Source organism: Collinsella sp. CLA-AP-H1 (genome assembly GCF_040092945.1).
In the GTDB taxonomy this organism is placed as follows: domain Bacteria; phylum Actinomycetota; class Coriobacteriia; order Coriobacteriales; family Coriobacteriaceae; genus Collinsella.
Genome location: NZ_JBBNKO010000012.1, coordinates 1 through 24,730, shown reverse-complemented (window position 1 = coordinate 24,730; position 24,730 = coordinate 1). Strand labels below are relative to the sequence as shown.

General features: G+C 59.4%; 21 protein-coding genes. 7 read left to right on the top strand and 14 right to left on the bottom strand.

Annotated features, from left to right (window positions below; translation table 11 throughout):
* Positions 1 to 13: 13 nt before the first annotated feature.
* The 4 genes from AAAV44_RS07380 to AAAV44_RS07365 form a co-directional block, all read right to left on the bottom strand.
* Positions 14 to 892, bottom strand: coding sequence for a fused MFS/spermidine synthase (locus AAAV44_RS07380; protein ID WP_349115207.1), 879 nt, complete (start codon positions 890 to 892; stop codon positions 14 to 16).
* Positions 893 to 2,800: an elongator complex protein 3 gene (locus tag AAAV44_RS07375; RefSeq protein WP_349115206.1), complete on the bottom strand. Its 1,908-nt coding sequence runs from the start codon at positions 2,798 to 2,800 to the stop codon at positions 893 to 895. It abuts the gene before it with no gap.
* Between the two features lie 99 nt (positions 2,801 to 2,899).
* Positions 2,900 to 3,799, bottom strand: coding sequence for a DUF4097 family beta strand repeat-containing protein (locus AAAV44_RS07370; protein ID WP_349115205.1), 900 nt, complete (start codon positions 3,797 to 3,799; stop codon positions 2,900 to 2,902).
* Positions 3,796 to 4,512: a helix-turn-helix transcriptional regulator gene (locus AAAV44_RS07365; protein ID WP_349115204.1), complete on the bottom strand. Its 717-nt coding sequence runs from the start codon at positions 4,510 to 4,512 to the stop codon at positions 3,796 to 3,798. The genes AAAV44_RS07370 and AAAV44_RS07365 overlap by 4 nt, the downstream gene beginning before the upstream one ends.
* 267 nt (positions 4,513 to 4,779) lie before the next feature.
* Here AAAV44_RS07365 and AAAV44_RS07360 point away from each other — a divergent pair, with 267 nt between their 5' ends.
* The 3 genes from AAAV44_RS07360 to AAAV44_RS07350 all read left to right on the top strand — a co-directional run bounded on the left by AAAV44_RS07360 (position 4,780) and on the right by AAAV44_RS07350 (position 9,601).
* Positions 4,780 to 5,652: a hypothetical protein gene (locus AAAV44_RS07360; RefSeq protein WP_349115203.1), complete on the top strand. Its 873-nt coding sequence runs from the start codon at positions 4,780 to 4,782 to the stop codon at positions 5,650 to 5,652.
* A 118-nt stretch (positions 5,653 to 5,770) separates the two neighbouring features.
* Positions 5,771 to 6,610, top strand: coding sequence for a methyltransferase domain-containing protein (locus AAAV44_RS07355; protein ID WP_349115202.1), 840 nt, complete (start codon positions 5,771 to 5,773; stop codon positions 6,608 to 6,610).
* A 309-nt stretch (positions 6,611 to 6,919) separates the two neighbouring features.
* Positions 6,920 to 9,601 carry a DEAD/DEAH box helicase gene (locus AAAV44_RS07350; RefSeq protein ID WP_260699365.1) on the top strand — a complete coding sequence of 894 codons (2,682 nt, stop codon included), beginning with the start codon at positions 6,920 to 6,922 and terminating at the stop codon, positions 9,599 to 9,601.
* Positions 9,602 to 9,680: 79 nt separating this feature from the next.
* Here the strand turns inward: AAAV44_RS07350 and AAAV44_RS07345 are convergent, their stop codons facing one another.
* The 6 genes from AAAV44_RS07345 to AAAV44_RS07320 all read right to left on the bottom strand — a co-directional run bounded on the left by AAAV44_RS07345 (position 9,681) and on the right by AAAV44_RS07320 (position 15,750).
* Complete coding sequence (locus AAAV44_RS07345) at positions 9,681 to 11,438, bottom strand: DUF2130 domain-containing protein (RefSeq protein WP_349115201.1); 1,758 nt, start codon at positions 11,436 to 11,438, stop codon at positions 9,681 to 9,683.
* Between the two features lie 140 nt (positions 11,439 to 11,578).
* Complete coding sequence (locus tag AAAV44_RS07340; protein ID WP_349115200.1) at positions 11,579 to 12,124, bottom strand: metallophosphoesterase; 546 nt, start codon at positions 12,122 to 12,124, stop codon at positions 11,579 to 11,581.
* A gap of 66 nt (positions 12,125 to 12,190) precedes the next feature.
* Positions 12,191 to 12,370: a hypothetical protein gene (locus tag AAAV44_RS07335; protein ID WP_195364020.1), complete on the bottom strand. Its 180-nt coding sequence runs from the start codon at positions 12,368 to 12,370 to the stop codon at positions 12,191 to 12,193.
* 18 nt (positions 12,371 to 12,388) lie between these two features.
* Complete coding sequence (locus tag AAAV44_RS07330; protein WP_117655201.1) at positions 12,389 to 12,715, bottom strand: HIRAN domain-containing protein; 327 nt, start codon at positions 12,713 to 12,715, stop codon at positions 12,389 to 12,391.
* A gap of 425 nt (positions 12,716 to 13,140) precedes the next feature.
* The gene (locus tag AAAV44_RS07325; RefSeq protein WP_349115199.1) at positions 13,141 to 14,520 is read right to left on the bottom strand and encodes an aldehyde dehydrogenase; all 1,380 of its coding nucleotides are present in this window, start codon (positions 14,518 to 14,520) and stop codon (positions 13,141 to 13,143) included.
* 9 nt (positions 14,521 to 14,529) lie between these two features.
* Complete coding sequence (locus tag AAAV44_RS07320; protein WP_349115198.1) at positions 14,530 to 15,750, bottom strand: iron-containing alcohol dehydrogenase; 1,221 nt, start codon at positions 15,748 to 15,750, stop codon at positions 14,530 to 14,532.
* A gap of 253 nt (positions 15,751 to 16,003) precedes the next feature.
* On the opposite strand from AAAV44_RS07320, the gene AAAV44_RS07315 reads away from it, so the two are divergent.
* A complete protein-coding gene (locus tag AAAV44_RS07315) occupies positions 16,004 to 16,567 on the top strand; it encodes a ferritin family protein (protein WP_070097113.1) in 564 nt (187 codons plus the stop codon).
* A 241-nt stretch (positions 16,568 to 16,808) separates the two neighbouring features.
* Here AAAV44_RS07315 and AAAV44_RS07310 read toward each other — a convergent pair whose 3' ends face one another.
* Positions 16,809 to 17,690 (bottom strand): hypothetical protein, encoded by an 882-nt coding sequence (locus tag AAAV44_RS07310; protein ID WP_349115197.1) that lies wholly within the window; start codon positions 17,688 to 17,690, stop codon positions 16,809 to 16,811.
* A gap of 542 nt (positions 17,691 to 18,232) precedes the next feature.
* Complete coding sequence (locus tag AAAV44_RS07305; RefSeq protein WP_349115196.1) at positions 18,233 to 19,669, bottom strand: PLP-dependent aminotransferase family protein; 1,437 nt, start codon at positions 19,667 to 19,669, stop codon at positions 18,233 to 18,235.
* 145 nt (positions 19,670 to 19,814) lie between these two features.
* Between AAAV44_RS07305 and pdxS the strand changes: the two genes are divergently transcribed.
* Positions 19,815 to 20,705, top strand: a complete 891-nt coding sequence (pdxS, locus tag AAAV44_RS07300) for a pyridoxal 5'-phosphate synthase lyase subunit PdxS (RefSeq protein WP_349115195.1) — start codon at positions 19,815 to 19,817, stop codon at positions 20,703 to 20,705.
* A 20-nt stretch (positions 20,706 to 20,725) separates the two neighbouring features.
* On the top strand, positions 20,726 to 21,313 hold the full coding sequence (pdxT, locus tag AAAV44_RS07295; protein ID WP_349115194.1) for a pyridoxal 5'-phosphate synthase glutaminase subunit PdxT: 588 nt from the start codon (positions 20,726 to 20,728) through the stop codon (positions 21,311 to 21,313).
* A 349-nt stretch (positions 21,314 to 21,662) separates the two neighbouring features.
* Here the strand turns inward: pdxT and AAAV44_RS07290 are convergent, their stop codons facing one another.
* Entirely contained in the window at positions 21,663 to 22,574 is a 912-nt protein-coding gene (locus AAAV44_RS07290; RefSeq protein ID WP_349115193.1) for a hypothetical protein, read from the bottom strand.
* Between the two features lie 152 nt (positions 22,575 to 22,726).
* Positions 22,727 to 24,142, bottom strand: a complete 1,416-nt coding sequence (locus AAAV44_RS07285; RefSeq protein WP_349115192.1) for an MFS transporter — start codon at positions 24,140 to 24,142, stop codon at positions 22,727 to 22,729.
* 205 nt (positions 24,143 to 24,347) lie between these two features.
* Here AAAV44_RS07285 and AAAV44_RS07280 point away from each other — a divergent pair, with 205 nt between their 5' ends.
* A complete protein-coding gene (locus tag AAAV44_RS07280; protein ID WP_349115191.1) occupies positions 24,348 to 24,617 on the top strand; it encodes a peptide deformylase in 270 nt (89 codons plus the stop codon).
* Positions 24,618 to 24,730: the final 113 nt, after the last annotated feature.

The following is a 24,730-nucleotide window of genomic DNA, read 5'->3' as shown; positions in this document are numbered from 1 at the left end:
GGGACGGGGAGACTTACTTGTCGTGAAGGATGGTGCCGAGGAAGTCGGTGTCGAAGGGCACAGCTTCGGCAAAGGCGTGGTCGCCGTCGCTGGCGATGAGCAGATAATTCTCCTCGCCGCCGAACTCTGCATCGCCACAGGGGACCACCCAAGCATGGTCGAACACCTCAAGCGCCGTGGCGGCACAGTCGCGCAGGAACGTCACATCGCTCCCCTCGTTTGCGCTCACGATATTGGCCACGTAGATACCCCCGGGGTTCAGGCTGCCCCGCACCAGGCGCAGCGCCTCAACGGTCGCCAGCCCGCGCACGGGCTCGGCACCGCCAAAGCAATCGCTCACGACCACGTCGTAGCGACGATGGCCCACGCTCGTCACACCCAAATACGAGCGAGCCTCAGCGGTTATCACCCGCAGGCGATCGCCCGCCGCGCGCTCCAGCTCGTCTAGGTAGAACCAGCGGCGCGCCAGGCGCGTAACCTCGGCATCGTACTCAATGACGTCCATGCGCAAGCTCTCGTGCGACATCAGCGCGAACTTGGGATAGGCAAACCCGCCGCCACCCAGCACAAGCATGCGGTCGATGCCGTGACCATAAGCATCGCGCATCGCATCCTCGGACTCAAACACGTCGTCAAACGCACGATAGTACGCAAAGACGGGCTCCGCCCAACGCTCACCAACGTAGCTTGCGCTTTGGTAGACGCCGCCTTGCACCAACACGCGAATCTCATCGCCATCCCCATCGTGCACGCGCTTCACACGCGCCAACCCATTGCGGGTTCGCGCAACCTGCAGACAGGCAGCACGAACAGCGACGGCGGCCGCACCAAGCGCCGCGGCTCCCAGGGCAACGCCGGCAACGACGCCAGCAGAAACACTCGGCTTGTTCATCTAGAGCTCCTTTTGCAGATAAAGGCCATGGTCATAAAATCCAAGATGGCGATAGTACTCGCGTGTGCCAATCGCGCTAATCACGTTGATACGCGCATAACCCGCATCCCGGGCAATCTCGCACGCACGCTCTACGAGCAGACGCCCCAACCCATGGTGCTGGGCCGCCTGGCCTTGATACCCCACGCGCGCCGCCATGCCATACACGTGTACCTCGCGAATCATCGCCTCATCCGGCATCGTCAGCAACTCGTCCGCATGCGCGGCAACAAACGAATGGTCGGGCAGCGACAACCGCAAAAAGCCCGCGATCTTGCCCTGCGGCGTCACCCACTGCAAAAAGCGCTCGTGCGTCACCGGCGTCTCGTACGCCACCTCCTCATCAAGAGATAGCTCATCCAAGTCGGCACCCGCCGTGCTGATCTCGCGATAGCGAATCTCGCGCACCGTCGCACCGTCACCCCGAGCGGCCAAGCGGTTTTCGACGAGCTGACGCAGGTTGGGTTTCTTGTTGCCCACCATGATGTCGTCGGAACTAAAGTCACGGATCATGCGACTGATGCGGCAGAACGCCGGCGTCACCACGATGTCGTCGGCCAACACATCGAGCAGTTCTTCCTCGGTATAGGGGCGCCACTCGCCGCGCTCGTAGCAGCCCACCAGACGCGAGCCCTCGATGAGCGCACACGGGTAGACCTTGACCTCGTCGGGCATAAAGGCCCCTTCGGTCATAAAGCGTTCGTAGTCGCGCTTGTCCCCTTCGGGCGTGGCACCCAACAAGTTAAGCATAAAGTGCGCGTGGATCTTAAAGCCAAACAGGCGCGCAAGCGAAAACGCCCGCTCGATCTGCGCCACCGAAATGCGACGCTCGTTGATATCGAGCAGGTGCTGGTCGAGGCTCTGGATACCCATCTGGATCTTGGTGCAGCCCAGGCGGCGGATGAACGTAAGTGCCTGCGGCGTTACGGCATCGGGACGCGTCTCGATAACGAGTCCCACCACGCGATGCTTTGCCGTCTCGTTGATGCGCTGCTGACGCTCAAGCTCCTCCATCGTTGCCGTTTGCCACTCGGCAACCTCGCCCCACGGCGTACCAGGGCCGTACAGACAACGCACCGCGCGGTTATAGCCGCCCACGGCAGCATCCACACGACCCTGCTCGTCGGCAACGCCGGCAGCAAGCTCAGCCTCGTCAGTCGCAATGCCGGCAGCCCGATAGCGCTCGCGGCGCTCCGCTACCACCGGCGGCAGGGCATCGGCAGGCGCATCGTCGAGCAGACGCCCCGCCTCGGCACGGCTGATGCCCGGACGCGCCAACATGGGGTTAGCCGCCACACCAGCCACGGCATCGTCATTGAGCGCGCGGAAGAGCTCCGACATAAACCACGCCTGATACCCTTGCGGATAGTCGCTCCAGGTACCGCCGAGCACAATGAGCTCGATCTTATCGGTCGCATGCCCCATCTGCGAAAGCGCCGTCAAACGGGCACTCACCTGCAGATACGGGTCGAAGCAGTTTTGCTCCGCACGGGCACACGCCGGCTCAGCGTGCAGATAGCTTTTGGGCATGCGCAAATCGTTGGGGCAAAACAGGCAATCGCCCGAGCACGACCAGGGCTTGGTGATGACGGTAATGGTCGCCACGCCCGAAGCCGTTCGGCGCGGCTTCATACGCAGCACCTGCAGCAGTTGACGTTCCAGTTCGGCATCGACATTCCACCCAGCCCAACGAGCCGGCTCCTCACGTTTTACCCGCTGGTAGAACGGCAGCAGACGGCGCTTGGCCAAATCGCGTTTGTCGGCACCCTCACGGCGCGCCTCGGCATGTATCAGTTTGACGAGCGCTTTGTCGTCCACGGTCTCGCCACGACGCAGGGCCTCGAGTATGTTCAAGATAATCTGTTCCATGCCCCCATTGTAAAGGCAAAGGCGCCGAAGCCCGTCACGGCTTCGGCGCCTTCATCAAACAGCGCGTCTATATCTTCGCCTAGGCTTTCGTCTGCCTCACTACTCCGAATCAAACGACATGTCGCCCGAACCGACCTCAAAACAATACGTAGCAGACTTATCCCCGTTATCGAATTCAAGATTCAATATGGTCTCGCCGTCATAGCCAAGCGGAAGGAAATCGCTCTCGAAGTCGCCGCTGCCCAAGGTGAGGCTCGCCTTAAAGCCCGTAGAGTTCGGAACCGTCATCTCCACATCGCCCGAGCCCACACTCACGTCCATCGACTTCGCGGGGGCCTGGTAGAGCTCGAACGTTACATCGCCCGACCCGACCTCTGCACTAAGCGCATCAGTCACGCTGCCCGCAAACTCTACATCTCCCGCACCCAGGAAAAGGTCGAAACCATCACAGGTGACACCGGCAATCTGCAGATCACCCGAGCCCACGTGCGCGTTGATTCCCTTCAGATGTTCGGCAACACGGCGCGGCAGTTCAACCGTAACCGAGCGGTCAATTGCCTTACCGTCATCACTTCCAAACTGAGAAACCTTGAGCGTCGATTCCTCGACGGATGCGATGTTCTGCGTCGCGGCCTTGGAGGCATCCATACCATTGGCAACGCGTCCCCGCTCGATAACGCGAGCCTTGTTGCCATCAACAACCTTGACGTCCACCGTAGCCGCATCGATATCGAAATCGAGGTAGCGAAACTCATCAGCATCAAAGGTCGTACACGAAAGCTGCTGAGGCCGAGCGGAATATTTACCGCCATCCAAAAGATCGCCCTCGTCAACCGCATCGTCCTTACCAGACAAGCCGGATACAACATCGTCGAGATCCCACGGGCCATCAAAATGAATCAATGTCCGCGAAATGCCAAAGACAAGTCCGATGATGAGCACGAACGCTCCGATGCCAACGCCCAAGCGTACCTTGGATTCATGCGAAAGCTTCATCATTCATCACCCTCTTTGGCGATCGGGTCAGTGGTAGTCGCGGTAGCCACGCCAGTATCAACCGTAGCGGAAACATTCTGAGCCCTAGCCACCACCGGCGCCGGACCAACCTGGATATCCCCGCGCGCCCAATCGCCATCGAGCGCACGCGCCACCCAGTGATAGATGGGAATCGTAAAGAAGATCAGTGCGGGAAAGGGGCTGACACCAACCAGGAACATCAGCAAAAAGAACAGCAGCCAGCACACGGCCCAATACGGGAACGACTGGAAGGGGCCCTTCACCGGAGTCGAGCCAACTGCGCCGCCACTCGTCGCCTGCGCCGTAGCAGCATTGGCGGCTTGCGCACTCCAGCTTGCCGCTTGCGCCGCCTTGGCCGCAGCATCACTCGCCTGTGTTGCCGCTTCGGTGGCGCGCGCCGCCGCCTCATGGGTGCGGGCACGCTCTGCCGCCTCGGCCTCGCGCTGGCGGGCGCGGTCCTCGTTCTCAAACTCGATATCGTCCTCGATCTCATCGCTCGGATTGAGCAGCTCGTCCAGGCTCACGCCATAGAGCTTGGCGAGCGAGATCAGGTTCTCGGTATCGGGCGAGCTCTCCGCGCGCTCCCATTTACTGACCGCCTGGCGCGACAGCCCCAGCTTTCGTGCCAGCCCTTCTTGGCTAAAGCCTTTGCTGCGGCGAAGGTCGGCGAGCCGCTGCGCAGTTTCTACATTCATGGTTCCTCCTATGTGATACCAGCCGTGCCGCCGGACCGTTTTTGTTCTTAAGGCGCCTTGCACAGTTAAAAATCTATCCGCCACTGCCAAAAGCATGCCACCTATTCTAGTGAGATTTTTGACAACCGGCGGTTGCGGGCACATATGAGCTGCGGAAATGTGTCCAAACAAAGCAATGACCCGCAGCTCGGTTGTCCCCGTTGCGGCGTTAACGGTAGTATGGTCGTACTGTTTATTCCGCACCGCCAACGGAGGGAGTTCCGCGCCGTGAACCGCGATTTCGCCTCATCGCTCATCCAGCTCAACAACACGTTCTATCGCGAGCACTCCGCTTCCTTTTCCGATACGCGCCAGGCCCCGTGGCCCGGCTGGGTACGCACCATGGATATCGCGCTCGAACAGCTCGACGTCGCCACGATCGAGCATCCCGTCCGCGTCTTCGATCTTGCCTGTGGCAATATGCGATTCGAGAACTTTGCCGCCGGCGGCGCACTTGCCGCCAAGGGCGTCGATGGCGCAAACCCCTCAGCAGATGCCAGCTGCCCGTTTGAGTTCTATGGTGTCGACTCGTGCCAAGACCTGGCCATCGATGCACATGGCCACGCGCTGCGCATTCCCAACCTGCACTTCCAGGAACTCGACGTGCTCGACGCCCTTATGAAGCTCAACCCCGCCGAGACGCCCGACGTGCTTTTCGACGCCCCGCTCGCCGACATCTCGGTCTGCTTTGGCTTTATGCACCATGTGCCGTCGTGCGAGTACCGTGTACGCGTGCTCGACGCTCTGGTGCGCCAGACGCGCCCGGGCGGCATCATCGCCATCAGCTTTTGGGAGTTTATGAACGACGAGCGCATGGCGCGCAAGGCTGTTCGCGCCGAGGCCCGCGCCGAGCTCACCCCGCCGTTTAAGGGTTACGATTCCGCGCAGTTTGAAGCCGGTGACCACCTCATTGGCTGGCAAAACGACCGTCACGCCTACCGCTATTGTCATCACTTTGACGATCAACAAATCACCGATCTGGTGCGCGGCGTGCGTACGTTCTACAAGAGTGGCGAGGTCCCCGTGCGCGAGCTTGAGCGTTTCCATGCCGACGGTCGCAGCGGCGAGCTCAACCGCTATGTGATTCTCAAGCGCCTGTAGGTATCGGCGACTCGCCGCCGGGCTGCACCGCATCTTTCGGGCAAGCTATGCCCGCCCTTTTTCAATCCATTGACGGAACGTGCAGCTATGCGTTCCAAACTTATGACCAAGGAGCCTCATGGGAGCCGTCCACGTTCGCACGCCTAAGAACTTTGTGCTCGAGGAGCGCCTGGAGCGCTACGCCGATGCGATTGAGACGAACCCCGAGGCCTATGCCGGAGATTGGCGCAAGGCCTGTGCGCCCGCAGGCAGCAAGCCCTTCGAACACCTTCACCTGGATCTTGGCTGTGGCAAGGGAACCTATCTGGTCGAGCGCGCCCACCGCGAGCCCGACACCCTCTTTATCGGCATGGACCAGGAGCCCATCTGCATCGCCTATGCCGCGCAGAAAATCTGCGAACAGGGGCTATCCAACGCACTCGTCCTGCCCCGAGGCGCCGCATCGCTGCCACAGCTGTTTGCCGCAGGCGAGCTCGATGCCATCACCATTAACTTTCCCACGCCGCAGCCCAAGGCCAAGTACGCTAAAAAACGACTCGTCCATGTCGACCATCTGATGCTCTACCGCCCGCTCTTTTCAGCCGGCGCTACCGTCACACTGCGCACCGATAGCAAGCCGTTGCGCGATTACGCCCTGGGACAGTTTGCCGCGGCCGGCTACGATACGCTTTGGGTAAGCGACGACGTCCGCCGCGACCATCCCGAGCATCCCGAGACCGAGTACGAGCGCCGCACGCGCGAGATGGGCGCCACCGCCTATGGCATTTGCGCCACACCTGGAGCGCAGCCCAGCGATGAACAGCTCGCGGCGGGCCGCGCGCAGGAGCAAAGCCTCGCCTGCTACCTGCCCGAAAACCTCGATGAACTCACCTATGTACCCCTGGGCATGGAAGAAGCCGTCGAGAACTTTAGAAACCGTGCTCGCAAAGGCAAAAAACGCCTGCCGCAGGGGTCCTAGGGGCTTCTGATGGTCGCGGCGTCGGCAAACAAGTGAAAATAGGCGCCAGCGAACGACCCTCAAACCTAAGTGAGTAGACTTTTTTGCAATAGCCAAGCACAACCCGCATAACGAAAACTAAAACCGCAGATAGAGCCCTTGCGCAAAAGCCATGTGCTCACGACATCGCAAAAAGTCTACTCACTTAGCCGGCAACTGCACCAAACGGCTGGGTAGAACGCCCATTTCCTGCATTTTCTCGCGCGCTGGCACCCCGTGCCGCCGCTACGCCATAATAGTTGGCGGACAATCGCGAGAGAAAGCAACCACATGGCACAGACCACGACAGATACCGCCGCCAGCACCGTCTCCGGCGCCGGCGCCGCCAGCTCATTCTCGGGCGGCACGGGAACCGAAGCCGAGTTTGGCTCGCTCGGCGCGCTCTCCCCCACCTGGTGGGAGCCCGAGGACGGCAGCGAGCCCGAACCGTGGCTCACGCCCGACCAAGCCTTCGAACGCTTCTTTGAATGGACGAGCGATCGCGGCATTGAGCTGTGGGATCACCAAGAAGAGGCCCTCATGGACCTGGCTGCCGGCGACCACGTCATTTTGGGAACACCGACCGGATCGGGTAAATCGCTCGTCGCGCTGGGCATGCTCTTTATGGGCATGGCGCAGGGCAAGCGCTGTTATTACACGGCTCCTATCAAGGCTCTGGTCAGCGAAAAGTTCTTCGATCTGGTACAGGTGCTCGGCCGCGATAACGTCGGCATGATCACCGGCGATACGCACATCAACACCAAGGCGCCCGTCATCTGCTGCACGGCCGAAATCCTTGCCAACGATGCGCTGCGCGAGGGCGAGGACGCCGACGTGGGCTGCGTGGCCATGGACGAGTTCCATTACTTTGCCGACCCCGACCGCGGCTGGGCTTGGCAGGTGCCGCTGCTCACCCTGCCCCATACGCAGTTTATGCTCATGAGCGCCACACTTGGCGATGTCACTGCCATCGCCGCCTCTCTCGAAGAGCACACCGGCGCTGCTTGCGACTTGGTTGTCGACGCCCCGCGTCCTGTTCCGCTGAGCTACGACTATGTGACGACCTCCCTCGAGGGCACGGTCGAGCTCGCCATGCGCCGCGGCGAGGCCCCGCTCTATATCGTACACTTTAGCCAGGATGCCGCCCTTGCGACGGCGCAGTCGCTCGCCAATTTTGGCATCGCCAGCAAGGAGCAGCGCGAGGCCATTAAGGAAGCGGCAAAGGGAACGAGCTTCTCGACGGCCTTTGGCAAGATTCTCAAACGCCTGCTTGGATGCGGCGTCGGCGTGCACCATGCTGGCATGTTGCCGCGCTATCGCCTCCTGGTCGAACGCTTGGCGCAGCAGGGCCTGCTGCCCGTCATCTGCGGCACCGATACGCTCGGCGTCGGCATCAACGTACCCATCCACACCGTGGTGCTCACCGCGCTCACCAAGTTCGACGGCTACAAGATGCGTCGCCTGCGCGCCCGCGAGTTCCATCAGATTGCCGGTCGCGCCGGCCGCTCGGGCTTCGATACCGAGGGCATGGTAATCGCCGAGGCCCCGGAGCACGAGATCGAGAACGCCAAGCTCATGGCCAAGGCGGGCGACGACCCCAAAAAACTCCGTAAGATTAAAAAGAAAAAGGCCCCCGAGGGTTTTGTCACCTGGAACAAGCAGACCTTTGAGCGTCTGATTGAGACGCAGCCCGAGACGCTCAAGCCGCGCCTGCGCATCACGCACTCCATGGTGATTAGCGTGGTCGAGCAGGGCGGCGATGCCCGAGCCCGCGTACACGACCTCATCGAGACGAGCCTGCAGACTTCCGAGGAAAAGGCTAAGCTCGAGGTTCGCGCCGACGAAATCTTCGCCACGCTCATCGATTCCGGCGTCGTCGTTCGCACCGAGGTGCCGCCCGCGCCTGACGCCCCGACTGACGCCGCACCAGACATCGACTATGCGCTGACGGTCGACCTGCCCGAAGACTTTGCGCTCGACCAGCCGCTCTCGCCATTTTTGCTTGCCGCGTTGGAGCTGCTCGACCCCGAGAGTGAGACCTATACCATGGATCTGATCTCGATGGTCGAGGCTACGCTCGAGGACCCCAAGCAGGTATTGCGCGCACAGGAGCGCGCCGCGCGCGACCACGCGATGGCCGAAATGAAGGCTGACGGCATCGAGTATGAGGAGCGCTTGGAGCGCATTCAAGACGTCACGTACGAAAAGCCGCTCGAGGATTTGCTCGACGCCGCCTTTGACAAGTACTGCCAGGAAGTGCCCTGGGCAAACGACTACCAGCTCTCTCCCAAGAGCGTCCTGCGCGATATGCTGGAAAGCGCGAGCGATTTTAAGGGCTATATCCAAAAGCTCGGAATCGCCCGCTCCGAGGGCATTCTGCTGCGCTACCTGGCAGAGGCTTACCGTTCACTTGACCGCACCGTACCCATCGAGAAGCGCGACGAGCGTCTGCGCGACATTATCTCGTGGCTGGGCTTTGTGGTGCGCTCGGTGGACTCGAGCCTGGTGGACGAGTGGGAGAACGCCGGCAACCCGGCAGCCCTCGATGCTGCGCCGCCGCAGGGCATCGACGAGGTCGTGGCGGACCGTCGCGGCTGCACGCTGTTGGTGCGCAACGCGCTCTTCCGCCGCGTGACCCTTGCCGCCCGCGAGCACGTTCGCGACCTGGGCGAGCTCGACGACAACTGGGGCATGAGCGAGATCCGCTGGCAAAAAGCACTCGACGCTTACCACGAGCAGCACGAGGAAATCCTCACCGACGGAAATGCCCGCAGCGCCGCGATGTTTTCCATCGATGAGTCCGACGAGAAGACCGCGCACGTATGGCACGTGCACCAGATCTTTGCCGACGAGGATGGCGACCACGATTTTGGCATCATGGGCGATGTCGATCTGGACGCCACGCAAGACGGCGGCGAGGTCATCTTCAAAAATTACCGCGTCGGCTTTATCGAGGACCTGCTCGAGGACTAGCCGTACATACTGGAACGAAATGAAGTGGGGCCGCTGGTAACATCGCCAGCGGCCCCACTTTTGCACTATATGCTATGCCTTACTCGGCATCCTCGACCTCATATGAATCCGCCTCGGCGGGCTCATCGTTTGTCTCCGTCGCAGCCCCGCGCGCCTCGTCAAACGCCACCTTCATGGTCTTGTTACCCCAGGTGAGCTTGCGAATGGTAAGATCGTCGGCTTTCTTGTTGGCTAGGCGCAGATTGTTCTCGGAGGACAGCAACGCCTCCTTGGTTTTCTGCAGATGGCTAATCGTCTTGTCGATCTCATCGATCGCCGTTTGAAACTTGCGGCTCGCGATCTCGTAGTTGCGGCCGAAATCGTTCTTGAACTTCTCCATCTTGGCTTCGAAGTTCGTAACGTCGATATTCTGCTGTTTATACTCCGCTAGCTCCTGTTTATAGCGCAGCGAACCCATGGCGGCGTTGCGAAGAAGTGTAATCATGGGAATGAAAAACTGCGGGCGAATCACGTACATCTTCTCGTAGCGATAGCTCACGTCGACTATCCCTGCGTTATAGAGCTCGCTCTCGGGCTCGAGCAGTGTGCAGAGCACCGCGTACTCACAGCCTTTCTGGCGACGATCGTGATCGAGTTTCTTAAAGAAGTCCTCGTTTTTATGCTTGGTCGCGGTCTCGTCGTTCTCGTTTTTCATCTCGAACATAATCGAGATGACCTCGTTACCGCTCGCGTCGCACTCGCGGAAGATAAAATCGCCCTTGGTGCCCTCGGATGCATCGTTATCTTTCTCGAAATATGCATTGGGAAACGCCGTCATGCGCAGGCGATTGAACTCGGTCTCGCAGTGCTGCTCGAGCGACTCGCCCACCATCTTGGTGGACAGGCGGACCTTCATGTCCTTAAGACGCTCAATCTCTTCGTCCTTGTAGCGAATCAGGTCATCGCTCGCGCGCTTGGCCTGCGCAAGCTCGAGCTCGTGTGCCGCCTTGGCCTGCTCCTCGCGAGAATCGCGCACCGCCAGCTCGCTCGTCAGTTTGGCACGCGCCTCATCGCGCTCTCGTTCCGCCGCCGCGACTGCCTCCGACAAGTTCATTTTTGCCATCAGCTCCTGCTCGCGCAGCTGGGCACGCAGACCCTCGGCCTCTTGCTCAGATTGTGCCTTTGCGGCGGAAAACTTCTCTTGTACCGTCGCGCGGTAGTCAGCAAGCACGCGCTCGGCCTCGCTGCGAGCGGCATCGAGCTCACACTGCGACTCTGCCGCGGCAGCGGCAAGCGCCATCTCCTGGGCCTTGTCAGCCGCTGCAAGCCTGGCCTGCAGCTTGGCAATCTGAGCATCACGTGCAGCTAAGTCGTTTTGAGCAGCGTTGCGCGCCGCCGACTTGGCAAGCTTGGCTTCGTCATCTTTGCGTCCCAGCTGCGCACGCAAATTGTCGATCTCGCGCTGAAGCTCGGCATTCTCCTTCTGAGCATCGGCACGGGCCTCAACCGCCGCACGCTGACTTGCGCTCTCGCGCTCTGCGACAGCGCCCTCGAGCTTGGCGCGCAACTCGGCAAGCTCGGCATCGCGCTTGGCGACCTCTTGTGCCAGCTGCTGAGCCGCAGCGTTCTTCTGCTCAACGAGCTGAGCGTTGCGCTGAGACTCTGCCTTTTGCAAGGCGACCGTCGAACGCGAGCGTTCAAGCTCCAGCGCCTGCTCGCCCTCGCGCTGGACTGCCCTCACACGCTCATCCAGATCACGCGAAAACTCGGCATCGCGTACTTGCTTGACGATATCCGCATAGCCGGACGCATCGACCTTAAAGACTTCGCCGCAATGCGGGCACCTGATCTCATTCATGGCAGCTCCTCGATGGACGCAAATTTCAACCGACTATACTCTACCGCGCCGCGCGGACAAAAAAGGCGCCGCCGCCATAATGGCAACGGCGCCAGAACCACCACAAAGGTGCCTGTCCCCTTTGTGGTGGCTCTGGCGCCCTATAACCCAAAGAAGCTAAGAATCTGATCGCGGCTTACGGGCTTGTACTCGTTGGCATCGAGACCGACATCGTAGCGAAAGATAGGGCGCTCGCGATCGCGGTTGCGTGCGTTGGCGCGGTCACCCCTGCTGTGGATATGCCCATGCAGCATAATGGCGCCACGTGCCTTGCCGTTCCAGCTGAGCATGGGGTAGTGGCTCATAACCAGACGATGGCCCTTGGCATAGCCGGGAGCAATCTCCAGGTAATCGCGCACGTCTTCCCAAATCTGCGGTACGTCGGAATCTTCCCAGTCGCCGTCATGGTTACCGCGGATGAGCGTCACGTTCTGGCATTCGATACGCTCGCGCAGGCGCACCGCCTCCGCCAGGGGCAAACGATAGGTAAAGTCACCCAGAATATAGAGGCGGTCGTCCGCAGCCACGCACTCATTGATGGCATCGATGACCTTGCGGTTCATCTCCTCGACCGAATCAAACGGCCGATCCATGTCGTGCAAGATATTCGTATCGCCCAGGTGTAGGTCGGCGGTAAACCACATCATCGTCTATGCCCTCATTTCGCAACGCGTCAAACTGGTGCTAAGTATACAGACACAGCGATGCGGCGGTTAGCCAAAGAGCCCGCCGAACAGTCCGCGGCGGCGCTTGTCTTGCTTTTTCGAAGCGTCACCCTGAGTTTTCTTGTCCTGCCGTTTCCTACGGCCCTGCTCCAACTCATCGTCATCGAGTAGCATATCCCATTCAAACGGATCATCCGTCAAATCGAACAGGTCATCGTCGTCAAACATGGCAGCTTCCCTTACCGATTAGCGAGCATCCACCACATAGAGGCCAACGCGCACCTGATGCCACGGGCTGCGCTCGGGAGCAACCTGTTGCACGCGGGCCTCAAATACGTCCTCGTGGCCGTAATACATCATCAAGGACAGCGGGCCGACCTCGTTTCCCGGAACATAGCCAAGCTTGGTGTTGCCGTAATAGATCGCAACCGCCTCAGGGTCATGGGGATTATCACGCTCGGCACACAGCGTCAGCTTATCGCCCGCTTTAAGATCGCCCAGGACCAAGGCGCCATCGGCATACTGAAATCCTGCAATGTGAAATGACAGAAGAACACGTGAAGGCTCGTACATAGCAGCTCCTCTAACAGCCGGATAAACCGGTGTGTAACCTTATTGAGAAGTCTACGGTCCCGTGCGGACACAAATACATCCTGTCTGCGTCCTTCAATCGTTTGCCTCAACGCTTGCGCGACAGAACGCTTGCAGATAAGATAGGAACACGGATGGCACCCGTTGCCGCGGGTCTTGCCAACTCCGATACACGTTTTCATCGTGAGAAGTGGCCGTCTTCGCTTACGCGGGGGCGGCTATTTCATTCGGCCGATAAACAGACCGAGTTCGATAGCCGCAATCAACAACGCCAATAACGAAATAACATCGCTTACGTTCATACCAAATCCCTTCTAAAGGGAGTTGGCCCGTCCGTGCTCCATAACAGTAGTCTAACGCAAAATGCAGGTAATAGGAACACTTGTTCGTATTACCTGCGCCCTTTTCTAATGCACAAACATGCGCACGAATTTGTGCTTCCAGCTTGCGTAGGGCGCATACCGAAACGGCACGTCCAGCCAGGTTGCCTTGTTCACGATGCTCTTCTTGTGGCTAAACGTATCGAAGCTCTCGCGGCCATGGTACTGCCCCATACCGCTCGCGCCCATGCCGCCAAAGCCCATATGGCTCGTAGCCAAGTGCATGATGGTGTCGTTGACGCAGCCGCCGCCAAAGGGCACGTAGCGCACAAAGCGCTGTTGAACCGTACGGTCCTGGCTAAAGATATACAGGGCCAGCGGCGTTGGACGATCCGTAATAAACGCTTCGGCCTCGTCTAGGCTCTCAAACGTCAGCACCGGCAAGATGGGGCCGAAAATCTCCTCCTGCATCACGGCGTCATCGGGGGTCACGCCGTCCAAAATCGTCGGCTCGATCTTGAGCGACGTCTCGCGCGCGGTACCTCCAAGCACGACCTTATCGGGATCGATCAGCCCGCGCGCACGCGCAAAATGCTTGGCGTTGACGATATGCCCGTAGTCCTCGTTATCGAGCGGATGCTCGCCAAACATACGGCGGGCCTCCTCCTTGATAAGGTCCAGCAGCTCGTCGTGCACGCGCGCATCGACCAGCAGGTAGTCGGGCGCCACGCAGGTCTGCCCCACGTTGAGCCACTTACCAAAGGCGATACGCCGTGCCGCAACCTTCAAGTTTGCCGTCGCATCCACGATACAGGGACTCTTTCCGCCCAGCTCAAGCGTCACGGGCGTAAGGTTTTTACTTGCGCGCTCCATGACGAGCTTGCCGACCGGAACGCTACCGGTAAAGAAGATCTTGTCCCAGCACTCATCGAGCAACGCTTCGTTCTCGGCGCGCCCGCCCTCGACAACCGTCACCAGGCGCGGATCAAATGCCTCTTCACAGATTTGCTTGAGCACCGCGCTCGATGCCGGAGCATAGGCACTCGGCTTGATGACCACGGTATTGCCCGCGGCAAGGGCGCCGGCGAGCGGCTCGAGTGTTAGCAAAAACGGGTAGTTCCACGGAGTCATGATGAGTGTGACGCCATAGGGCACGGCTTGCGTTTTGCACACGCTCACGGCGTTAGCGAGATCGCACGGACGCAGGCGCGGACGACTCCACCGAGCCACGTGAGCGATCTGATGTCGAATCTCGGAAAGCGACGTACCAATCTCGCACATATAGGCCTCGTCATGCGACTTCCCCAAATCGGTCTTGAGCGCATGGGCGATATCGGCCTCGTGCGCCCGTACCGCATCGCGTAAACTCACGAGCGCGCGACGTCGGGCATCGACATCAAACGTAGCGTGCGTTTTAAAGTAAGTGCGCTGATCGCCGACGATGCGCGCAATTTCCTCGGTGTTCATGGCACCCTCCTAGTTCTCGTCCTCAAACATACCACCCGCGACGACCTCGTACATACGCTCGAGCTCCAAGCGGTCCATCAAAAGCGGAACGGGGTACAGCGGATTGGCCTCGGCATCGGCATGCGCCGCCATCTCGGGAATGTCGGAGCGGCGAATGCCCGAGACATATTTGGGGATTCCCAGGATCTCGTTCATGCAATCGATCCAATCGATAAAGGCCTCGGCCGCCAGGCTGTCCTGCGCGTTAACCGGCACGATGCCGGCCATGCGGGCGAGATCAGCGAGCTTAGGAGCAGCAGCTTCGCCATAGGCGCGAAGCATGTGCGGCAGGATGATGGCGTTGGCCAAGCCGTGCGGAATCCCGTAACGCCCGCCCAGACTGTGCGCGATGGCATGCACATATCCGACATAGGAGCGGGTAAACGCAACGCCCGCCTTATACGCCGCCGAAAGCATATTGCGACGAGCGCGCATGTCGTCACCATGCTCATAGGCCTCGAGCAAATTGTCGTGGATAAGCTGCACCGCCTGTCGCGCCATCTTACGCGTATAGGGCGTGGTGCTTCGCCCGATAAAGGCCTCGACGGCATGCGTCAGGGCGTCCATGCCCGTCTGCCCCGTAATGGAGGCGGGCAGACCGCGCGTAAACTCGGGGTCGTGCACCGCAAAGCGCGGGATGAGCACAAAGTCGTTAATGGGGTACTTGTAGTGCGTCTCGTCATCGGTGATAACCGCCGCGAGCGTGACCTCGCTTCCCGTGCCCGCCGTAGTGGGGACGGCGATAAGCAGCGGCAGGCGACGATGAATCCGCAGCAGGCCGCGCATCTTGTTGATGGGCTTGCTTGGCTGCGTGATGCGTGCACCCACGCCCTTGGCGCAGTCCATGGCCGATCCTCCGCCAAAACCGATAATGGCCTGGCAGGCGCTCTCTCGATACAGGGACGCCGCCTCCTCCACATTCGAGACCGTGGGGTTCGCACGCGTTTCGGCATAGACCGCAACGCCAACCCCCTGAGCCGTAAGCGCACGCTCGAGTGATGCCGTGAGCCCCAAACGTGCAATACCAGGGTCCGTCACGATAAGAACCTTCTGGATCGAGCGCTTTTGAAGCACCGCGGGCACATCCTCGGCATGCTCCAAAATGCGCGGCTCGGTATAGGGCAGGATCGGCAATGCAATGCGAAAAACCGTCTGATATGTTCGGCACCAGGCACGACGGGCTAGATGCATAAAGGAAACTCCTTCATTTGTTGATTGGTCAACATTTGCTCGACCGATTGTACTCAGCGGCGGTCAAAGGCGGCCTGCCAATCGTTAATCAATCAACATCTTCATATCTCAAAATTGTTTTATTAAAAATCATTCCTAATAGGCTTCACATTTGGTTGCATTTATGGATAATAGAACCCGTCAAGACGCACGTCCGGAGAGGGCCCTTACGGGACCGGACAAGCGCCCCATCGCCATCGATCGAAAGGATCGAATCATGAAGTTTGTTTGCCCCGTTTGCGGTTATGTGGAAGAGTTCGACGGCGACCAGCTGCCCGAGGACTTCAAGTGCCCCCAGTGCGGCGTTCCCGGTTCTCGTTTCTTGAAGCAGGAGGAGGGTCAGCTCGAGTGGGCTGCCGAGCACGTCGTGGGCGTCGCCAAGATGGAGGGCGTCTCCGAGGACATCGTTGCCGACCTGCGCGCCAACTTTGAGGGCGAGTGCTCTGAGGTCGGTATGTACCTGGCCATGGCTCGCGTCGCTCATCGCGAGGGCTATCCCGAGATCGGCCTGTACTGGGAGAAGGCTGCCCACGAGGAGGCCGAGCACGCCGCCAAGTTCGCTGAGCTCCTGGGCGAGGTCGTGACCGACTCCACCAAGAAGAACCTCGAGATGCGCGTTGAGGCCGAGAACGGCGCCACCGCCGGCAAGACCGATCTTGCTAAGCGCGCCAAGGCCGCTGGCCTCGATGCCATCCACGACACCGTGCACGAGATGGCTCGTGACGAGGCCCGCCACGGCAAAGCTTTTGCCGGCCTGCTTAAGCGCTACTTTGGCTAAGCCAACCGCTTGAGACATAACCTCTACCTCGATGAGGCCCGGACCGTATTGGTCCGGGCCTTTTTGTGTCTCGAGGACTCGTTAACGCCCTGAAATAGGACCGCCTTCGGCATCGGCTTCTCGTCAAAAACTAAGTGAGTAGACTTTTTGGAACTTGCCGAGCACGCCATCCATATTGCTTTATAAAGCCGCAGGTAAATGACTTGTTGCAAAACGGCTTGGTCGCCAAAGTGCCAAAAGTCTACTCACTTAGAACCGCAGCCGTCCACGATCGAGCCATTTTGTGTCTAACGGGCATCTTTCCGTCGATTACTCCCAATTTTGTCCAGTCAATGAATAGTTCAGACCGGAGTAATATCTCAGCCCTTTGCTCATCCGAGCTTTTATCACGATATTCAGCATCGAGCATCCTGCATATGGCCTTAACGATCGCGCGGAATCTATCCTCATCCGATATCTGTCTGTGTGTCAGGAGAAGCACATCGTAGCCCATGGCCTGAAGGGCCGTCATGCGGTCAGCGTCACGCAAGCCATCCCCTGCGCGTCCGTGCGAGGCCTTTCCCTGACATTCAATGGCCACCTGTCGCTTACCGTCCGGTGAAGAAAGAAGTAGGTCAATATATACACGGGACTTTCCCACAATCGCTCGAGCACTTGTGCCTAGCATCACTTCAACATTAAGCTCTATGTCGCAAAAACCTTCGCCTCCCAGGGATCGCGGCAGTGCAAGTAGCAAATACGCCTCGACCTCAAAAGGCGACGCGGCACCCAATGGAACGAGTTGCGATACCGCCATAAATCTATTGCCGTAACGCATCCCGCAAACATCTGAACAAAAACGGTCAAGGTCTCCGCCCAAAACCAAAGCGTCTCGACGCCATAAATTTGAGGCGGTGCCGTCCTCGGACGGGCAGCGCACCCAACCGAACGTTGTCGAAATCGCGCCCGAATCAATTGCACGCGAAAGCTCCGCCTCAAGTGCCGCCGGCAGAGCGCACACCGCAAACAAGCCATACATCTCCGCCAATACCAAAAGAAGCTGGAGATCCGTCAGGTGCCGCGACATAATGAATGCCGTCAGTAGAGGAGACGTAACCAAAAACCCATGTTCCGTTTCCAGCACGGATTCCCTGGGGAGCTCACCAAGAAACAGCCGCTGCCTAATGCTGGCAGGACAAGTCCGTTTGTTTCTCGTCCGAACCAATGTATACAACGGGAAACCGAGCGCGACCGCAGCCGTCGGGTTGCGGGCGAGATCATATCGCTGCCGGTCTTCTTCCGGTCGTGGAAGCGGCGGACACAAAGCGCGGACTTGAGGAGGCAAACGCCAGTACCTAAAAGCTGATATGTCACAAAGTAGATCCTTCATAGGCACAGGAAAACACGAATTTCAACCCAGTCAGTCACGCATTGGCGCGAACGCGCCAAAAATGGTGCCGAACGGACTGCCAAGTTTTTAACAGCCCTCCCCAACTGGCCAAAAACTTGCCGAGAGCTGGACGAAGCTCTGTTGAAAACCCCATTTTTTTCTCATGCAGAAGCTTTGCGCGACAAGTGAGTAGACTTTTTTGAACATCCCGAGCAGCCCGGTCATCCTGCTTTTCAAAACCGCAGGTAGATAGCTTGTTACAAAACTGCCTGGTCGCCAAAGTGCCGAAAGTCTACTCACTTAGGTTGCAGAGTGCCCCTCATTAGCTGCAATTCCAAGGTAGTTAGCACTTTTGGACTCAGATCGTCATACTGGACAAGGATTCGAGTCGGGTTTTCAGGGGCAGACGCACCATCGGCACACCAAAAACAGTCACTGACATCAATGAACGGGATACTCGAGCGTGTGAGGGCCTGCGCAAAAGAGCTTCCGCCCGTTCCGCGCTCCACGGCCACGACGCAGTAAAGGCCGGCGTCCGCGTGCTCGACTAAAACTTCCCCCGCCGGAAACGTCTTCCGTACAAGCGCCGCCAAGCCATCACGCGCCTCGCGAGCACGAACGCGCACGCGGTTCACATGTCGCTCGTAATCACCCGATTCCAGTAAACGCGCCAAAGCAACCTGGTCAACAGAGCTCACCGACGAGGCGTAAAAACCAAGGTTGCGCCTAAACCGCTCCATTAGTTCATCGGGCAACACCATGTACGCTAGACGCAACGCCGATGAAAGGCTCTTCGAAAACGTGTTGGTGTAGATAACCGACTGGGCGGCATCAATCGACGCGAGCGCGGGAATCGGCTTCCCGGCAAGGCGAAACTCACAATCAAAGTCATCTTCGATGAGATACCGACCTGGTCGCTCAGCGGCCCAGCTCAGAAGCGCATAGCGACGCGCAATGCTCGTCACAAGACCGGTCGGATACTGATGGGACGGCATCAGGTGAAGGACATCGGTCCCGCTTTTCTGCAGAGTGCTCAAGTCCACGCCCTCATCATCCAACGGGATATGTCGAACTTTGCAGCCCATAGCCTGATAGATACGCGTCAGACGCAAATAGCCCGGATCCTCAACCGCATACACCTTGTCCGCGCCAAGCAACTGAACCAACATGGTATCGAGCAGCTGGGCGCCCGCACCGATAACGATGTTGTTGGGGTCGACATTCATACCCCTTGTCCCGTGCAGATGGTGAGCAATTACGCGTCGCAGCCGAGCAGTGCCCTGCGCCGGTGCGGGCGAAAAGATTTCGCGCTCGTCTTCGGATGCCAGCGTCGCCCGTAGCGCGCTTTGCCAAAGCCGCGCCGCCTCCAAAGCAGAAGGAGAAAGCGCATCGAATCGCTCGACCTGTCCGTTGACATCATGCACGCTGGGGCCCACAGAGACGGCATCTCGGTCGATGCCCTCCGCAGCCGAAGCCAAAACCGGTGCATCCGGAAGCTCACAAGCGTAGTAGCCACGACGTGGTATTGAGCAAATATAGCCCTCAGCGAGTAACTGGCTATATGCATTCTCGATGGTAATAACACTGATTCCCAGATGACTGGCAAAGGCGCGCTTAGACGGCAAATGCTCCCCCGCCACAATGCGTCCAGCTACGATATCATCTCGAATTTGCTGGTAAACATACTCATAGAGCGATGCTTCGCCGCGTTTTTCCAAATTGTAGTCAAGCATGAGCCTATCACCTGACCTTATTAAGTCATTCAATCTGGTATTAGTCTGACCTTGTAATTATCTCGAAAACTGAGTATTTTGTCATACCCAGCTCCCCGATAGGATGTTCCGTCAAGCAATGCACATGCCAACCAAGGGAGCAACCATGGCAGAACAGAACAGCAAGGCCGACCGCGTCAAACTCAATCGCGAGCTCGCGCAGATGCTCAAGGGCGGCGTCATCATGGACGTTACCACGCCCGAGCAGGCACGCATCGCCGAGGAGGCAGGCGCCTGCGCCGTCATGGCCCTCGAGCGCATCCCGGCCGACATCCGTGCCGCAGGCGGCGTCTCGCGCATGAGCGACCCCAAGATGATCAAGGGCATCCAGGAGGCCGTCTCCATCCCCGTCATGGCCAAGTGCCGCATCGGTCACATCGTCGAGGCGCAGGTCCTGCAGGCCATCGAGATCGACTACATCGATGAGTCCGAGGTTCTCTCCCCTGCCGATGACGTCTATCACATCGACAAGACCCAGTTTGACGTGCCGTTTGTCTGCGGCGCCCGCGATCTGGGCGAGGCGCTGCGCCGTGTTGCCGAGGGCGCCACGATGATTCGCACCAAGGGCGAGCCGGGCACGGGCGACGTGGTCCAGGCCGTGCGCCACATGCGCAAGATCCAAAAGCAAATCCGCGACGTTGTTGCCCTGCGCGATGATGAGCTCTTTGAGGCAGCCAAGCAACTGCAGGTTCCGGTCGAGCTGGTGCGCGAGGTCCATGCCACGGGCAAGCTTCCCGTTGTGAACTTTGCCGCCGGCGGCGTAGCGACCCCTGCCGACGCCGCGCTGATGATGCAACTGGGCGCCGAGGGCGTCTTTGTCGGCTCGGGCATCTTTAAGAGCGGCGACCCCGCCAAGCGCGCCGCCGCCATCGTCAAGGCCGTGGCAAACTTCACCGATGCCAAGCTCATCGCCGAGCTTTCGGAGGACCTGGGCGAGGCCATGGTGGGCATCAACGCCGACGAGATCGAAATCATCATGGAGGAGCGCGGACGCTAGTCCGGCAGAAAGGATCGCACATGAGCGATTATGCAGACCAAACGGTCGCCGTGCTGGCGGTCCAAGGCGCATTTGCCGAGCACGAGGCAAGACTATCCGAGCTGGGCGCGCGCTGTATTGAGCTGAGACAGGCGGCTGATTTGAAGCAGGACTTTGACCGTCTGGTACTTCCCGGCGGCGAGTCCACCGTTCAGGGCAAGCTACTTGCCGAGCTCGGCATGCTCGAGGAGCTTCGTGCCCGTATCGCTGAAGGCATGCCCGTCCTGGGCACCTGCGCTGGCCTGATTCTACTGGCTCACGACCTTGCCGCCCATGACGATAAGGGCACGCCGCGTTTGGCAACCATGGATGTACTTGTCGAGCGCAATGCCTACGGCAGGCAGCTCGGCAGCTTTCGAACCAAGGGGCAGGTAGCCGGCATCGACGGTAAAGTGCCGCTGACGTTTATCCGCGCGCCCCGCATCGTCGAGGTCCACGGCGATGCCAAGGCCTTAGCGAAAGTCGACGGCCGTATCGTCGCCGCCCGTCAGGGCGACCAGCTCGGCGTTACCTTTCACCCCGAACTCGACGAGGATACCCGCCTCCACGAACTGTTCCTACAAATGTAGGCATCGAAATCAACAAACGAAACGAGAGTGGATAATCTCCCACCTTGAGCATGAATATGGGCTCATACCGGGAGATTATCCACTCTCATGCTACGTAGTCGTTGGGGACGTTCTTAAATGACCAGTCAAACAAGAACGTCCCCAACGACTATCTTTTAGCAGGTCTGGATCATGGCAATGTCGATGTTTTGGCACCGACAGCGAGCGCCCACCAGAGCGAACAAATTGGCATGAAAAGAGGACGGCATAGACCTTCTGGTCATGCCGTCCTCTTTGAATGACAAGTTGTCGCTCTGGTGGGCGCGCAGCGTCAACTAGTTACGCGGTTTGGTAAAACCGCGTAACCCAACTAGAAGCGGTTGCCGCGGAAGCCGCCGCCGTTGCGGCCGCCACGATCGCCACCGCGACCGCCGCGGTCGTTACCACGGTTGCCGCCAAAGCCGCCACGGTTGCCACCGCGATCGCCATAGCCACCACGGTTGCCGCCAAAGCCGCCGCGACCGCCACGGTCGCCGCCACGGTCACCAAAGCCGCCACGGCCGCCACGATCGCCACCGCGACCGCCGCGGTCGCCACCACGGCCACCACGATCGCCAAAGCCGCCGCGACCACCACGGTCGCCGCCACGACCACCACGGTCGTCACGGCCGCCGCGAGGACCGCGATCCTCGTCCAGGCCCATGGCGACGAGCGGAGCGATAACCTTATCGAGAGCGGCCATCAGCTCGGTGGCCTCCTCGTAAGAAAGCTCGGGCAGGAGCTTCTCCTTCTTGTTGGCAAGCTCGACCAGGCCCTCAGCGGCATCCTCGGCAGCGAAGACGACGATCTTGCGCATATCGCCCTCGGCGTCGTCGATGCGGCCGACCAGATCGGCAGCCTCGGCCTCGGCCATCAGGCCATCGAGCTCACGGAGGCGCATGCCCAGCAGGTCGGACATTTCCTTCTGCTCCATCTTGGGCTTGAGGTCAAGAAGCTTGATGGCGCGCTCGATGTTCGCCATGCGCTCGGCCTTGGCCTCCTCCTCCTTAGAAATAGCAAAGCGACGGCTACGCAGCAGGCGGGCGGCCTTCTGCATCTTGTCCATCAGCTCTTCGTCATCGTAATCAACGGCGGCCTCGGCAACCTCGGCCTCCTCCTCGGCGGAAACCTCGTCAGCAGCCTCAACCTCGGCAGCTTCGGTCTCCACGGTCTCGACTGCCTCGACCTCGGCAGTCATGGTCTCGTTCTCGGTCTCGTTCATGATCTCTTCGTTCTCGGACATGAGACTCCTTCTTGGCCCTCTCGGGCATCATCGCCCCATTCGCGGGGCCCGTCGCGCACTCTTTGCGCTTTAAACATTCATGCCTCTCGGCAAAACGTCCATTAGTTTATGGTGTCGCCATCTAATCTAGCTGCAGAATCTATGTGCACACATTAATGCGACATGTGTGACTCGCGACGAGCGTACACCAGCGACGCCACAAACCCGACCACGGCAATCACGGCTGCCACGCGCACGGCAGTTGCAAATCCAATCGCCTGGGCAACGTCGGTCGCAGCGCCAGCCGCGCCGGCAGTCGCTGCAGAACTCGAGAGCAGGCCGATAAACAGGGACGGGCCAAACGATGCGGCAATCATGTTCCACGTGTTAAGCAATGCCGTTCCGTGAGGATGTTCAGCGGCAGGCAGCGTCTCCAATCCGGCCGTTTGCGAGGGGCTCAGCACCAAACCGACTCCGGCATACACCACAACGGTCAGCGCCACAACGACGCCGATGTTCATGCTTGCCGCCGTCATCGAGATTGCAATCTGTCCCACGGCAATCAGGGCAAAGCCGACCGGCAGCAGCGGCCATGCGCCACGGGCGTCCATCACGCGTCCGCCCACAATCGAGGTCACGGCGTTGCAGGCAATCGCCGGCAAAATGAGCAAGCCCGCAATAAGTGCGGTCATGCCGTATGCGCCCTCAAAATAGAGCGGCAACAAAACGCTCATCGAGAACGTCGTCATCATCGACACCACCACAAGCAGGCACGCAGGCCAAAAACGAACGCTCGCCATGGGACGCACGTTAAGCACCGGATGCTCGAGCTTGAGCTGACGGGCCGCAAACAGGCCGAGCAGCACAATGGCGGCGAAAAGCGCCACGATGCCGGCAATCAGATTGGTCGAGAACTCGCCTACGGAATACACAAATGCCGTAATGCCGGCGGCGAGCAAAACAACCGACAGAATATCAAGCGTGGTGTTCGAGCGCTCTCCGACATTCTGAACAAGCTTAACGCCCGCCGCAGCGACCACAATGCCGCCCACCAGCGGCACTACGAACACCGCCCTCCAGCCAAATAACGTGCACATAAGACCGCTAATCACGGGTCCAAACGCCGGTCCTAGCGTAATGCAGGCGCCGCCCAGGCTCAGATACAAACCGAGCTTCTCGCGCGGGGCGCAAGACAGCACCACGTTCATCATGAGCGAGAACAAGATGCCCGATCCCGCAGCCTGCAAAATACGACTTGGCAGCAAAACGCTAAACGACGGAGCGACCAGGCACAGGACTTCGCCGGCGACCATGCATCCGCATGCGAAAAACAGCAGCTTGCGCGTCGAGAAACGGCCGGACAGGAAGGCCATGATGGCCGTAAAGATCGACGTCACGATCATGTAGCCCGAGACGAGCCACTGTGCCGTGGTGGCACTCACCGAAAAGGCTGCCATAATGTCGTGCAACGCCACGTTAATGATGTTCTCGTTAAACGCGGCAACAAAGGCTGCAATATACATTACGACGAGAATCGCCGCAGAGGCCGATGGCGTTACTTGAACTTGTTGCTGAGATTTGCTCCCCATGCATTTCCTTCCTCTTGGAACGACAGTCGCATCGCCCCAGAGGAACGGTCCAGGGCGAAAAATGAGCCCTAGACTTACGCCAGACGCCGTACACGAGGAATCTGGCAACATGGTCCAACATCGAAAGATTGTAACGCGGACGCACAGCTTTCCTTCCGCGCTATTATTAAAAGTCCACGAAAGCATAAGACATGAGGAGCCCGCCATGATTAAGCCCATCATGAAATCCGAGTTCTTTTTGCGTCTGCCTTCCGAAGACGCGGGACCCGACGATGCCGCAACCGGGCAGGATCTCCTGGATACACTCCACGAGCATGAGCGCGAGTGCGTGGGCCTCGCCGCCAACATGATCGGCGTGCGCAAACGCATCATCTGCGTAAAGGACGGCAACAGGACACTCCTGATGTACAACCCTCAAATTCTTGAGCAGGTCAATGCCTATCAGACGAGCGAAGGATGCCTCTCGCTCATATGACCCAATCCGCTGTCAAGAGCCACAATGGCCCCGCCGACCGCTTGCAATCGGTCGGCGGGGCCTGCCGTTGAACCCGTCCCGGTCCGCCCCCGGCATGTCGTCGACGCCTTCGG

What these genes read in the sequence shown, in the direction of transcription:
- AAAV44_RS07380 (WP_349115207.1), bottom strand. Translation starts at nt 892, where the DNA reads ATGAACAAGCCGAGTGTTTCTGCTGGCGTCGTTGCCGGCGTTGCCCTG.
- AAAV44_RS07375 (WP_349115206.1), bottom strand. Translation starts at nt 2,800, where the DNA reads ATGGAACAGATTATCTTGAACATACTCGAGGCCCTGCGTCGTGGCGAG.
- AAAV44_RS07370 (WP_349115205.1), bottom strand. Translation starts at nt 3,799, where the DNA reads ATGATGAAGCTTTCGCATGAATCCAAGGTACGCTTGGGCGTTGGCATC.
- AAAV44_RS07365 (WP_349115204.1), bottom strand. Translation starts at nt 4,512, where the DNA reads ATGAATGTAGAAACTGCGCAGCGGCTCGCCGACCTTCGCCGCAGCAAA.
- AAAV44_RS07355 (WP_349115202.1), top strand. Translation starts at nt 5,771, where the DNA reads ATGGGAGCCGTCCACGTTCGCACGCCTAAGAACTTTGTGCTCGAGGAG.
- AAAV44_RS07350 (WP_260699365.1), top strand. Translation starts at nt 6,920, where the DNA reads ATGGCACAGACCACGACAGATACCGCCGCCAGCACCGTCTCCGGCGCC.
- AAAV44_RS07345 (WP_349115201.1), bottom strand. Translation starts at nt 11,438, where the DNA reads ATGAATGAGATCAGGTGCCCGCATTGCGGCGAAGTCTTTAAGGTCGAT.
- AAAV44_RS07340 (WP_349115200.1), bottom strand. Translation starts at nt 12,124, where the DNA reads ATGATGTGGTTTACCGCCGACCTACACCTGGGCGATACGAATATCTTG.
- AAAV44_RS07335 (WP_195364020.1), bottom strand. Translation starts at nt 12,370, where the DNA reads ATGTTTGACGACGATGACCTGTTCGATTTGACGGATGATCCGTTTGAA.
- AAAV44_RS07330 (WP_117655201.1), bottom strand. Translation starts at nt 12,715, where the DNA reads ATGTACGAGCCTTCACGTGTTCTTCTGTCATTTCACATTGCAGGATTT.
- AAAV44_RS07325 (WP_349115199.1), bottom strand. Translation starts at nt 14,520, where the DNA reads ATGAACACCGAGGAAATTGCGCGCATCGTCGGCGATCAGCGCACTTAC.
- AAAV44_RS07320 (WP_349115198.1), bottom strand. Translation starts at nt 15,750, where the DNA reads ATGCATCTAGCCCGTCGTGCCTGGTGCCGAACATATCAGACGGTTTTT.
- AAAV44_RS07305 (WP_349115196.1), bottom strand. Translation starts at nt 19,669, where the DNA reads ATGCTTGACTACAATTTGGAAAAACGCGGCGAAGCATCGCTCTATGAG.
- pdxS (WP_349115195.1), top strand. Translation starts at nt 19,815, where the DNA reads ATGGCAGAACAGAACAGCAAGGCCGACCGCGTCAAACTCAATCGCGAG.
- pdxT (WP_349115194.1), top strand. Translation starts at nt 20,726, where the DNA reads ATGAGCGATTATGCAGACCAAACGGTCGCCGTGCTGGCGGTCCAAGGC.
- AAAV44_RS07290 (WP_349115193.1), bottom strand. Translation starts at nt 22,574, where the DNA reads ATGTCCGAGAACGAAGAGATCATGAACGAGACCGAGAACGAGACCATG.
- AAAV44_RS07285 (WP_349115192.1), bottom strand. Translation starts at nt 24,142, where the DNA reads ATGGGGAGCAAATCTCAGCAACAAGTTCAAGTAACGCCATCGGCCTCT.
- AAAV44_RS07280 (WP_349115191.1), top strand. Translation starts at nt 24,348, where the DNA reads ATGATTAAGCCCATCATGAAATCCGAGTTCTTTTTGCGTCTGCCTTCC.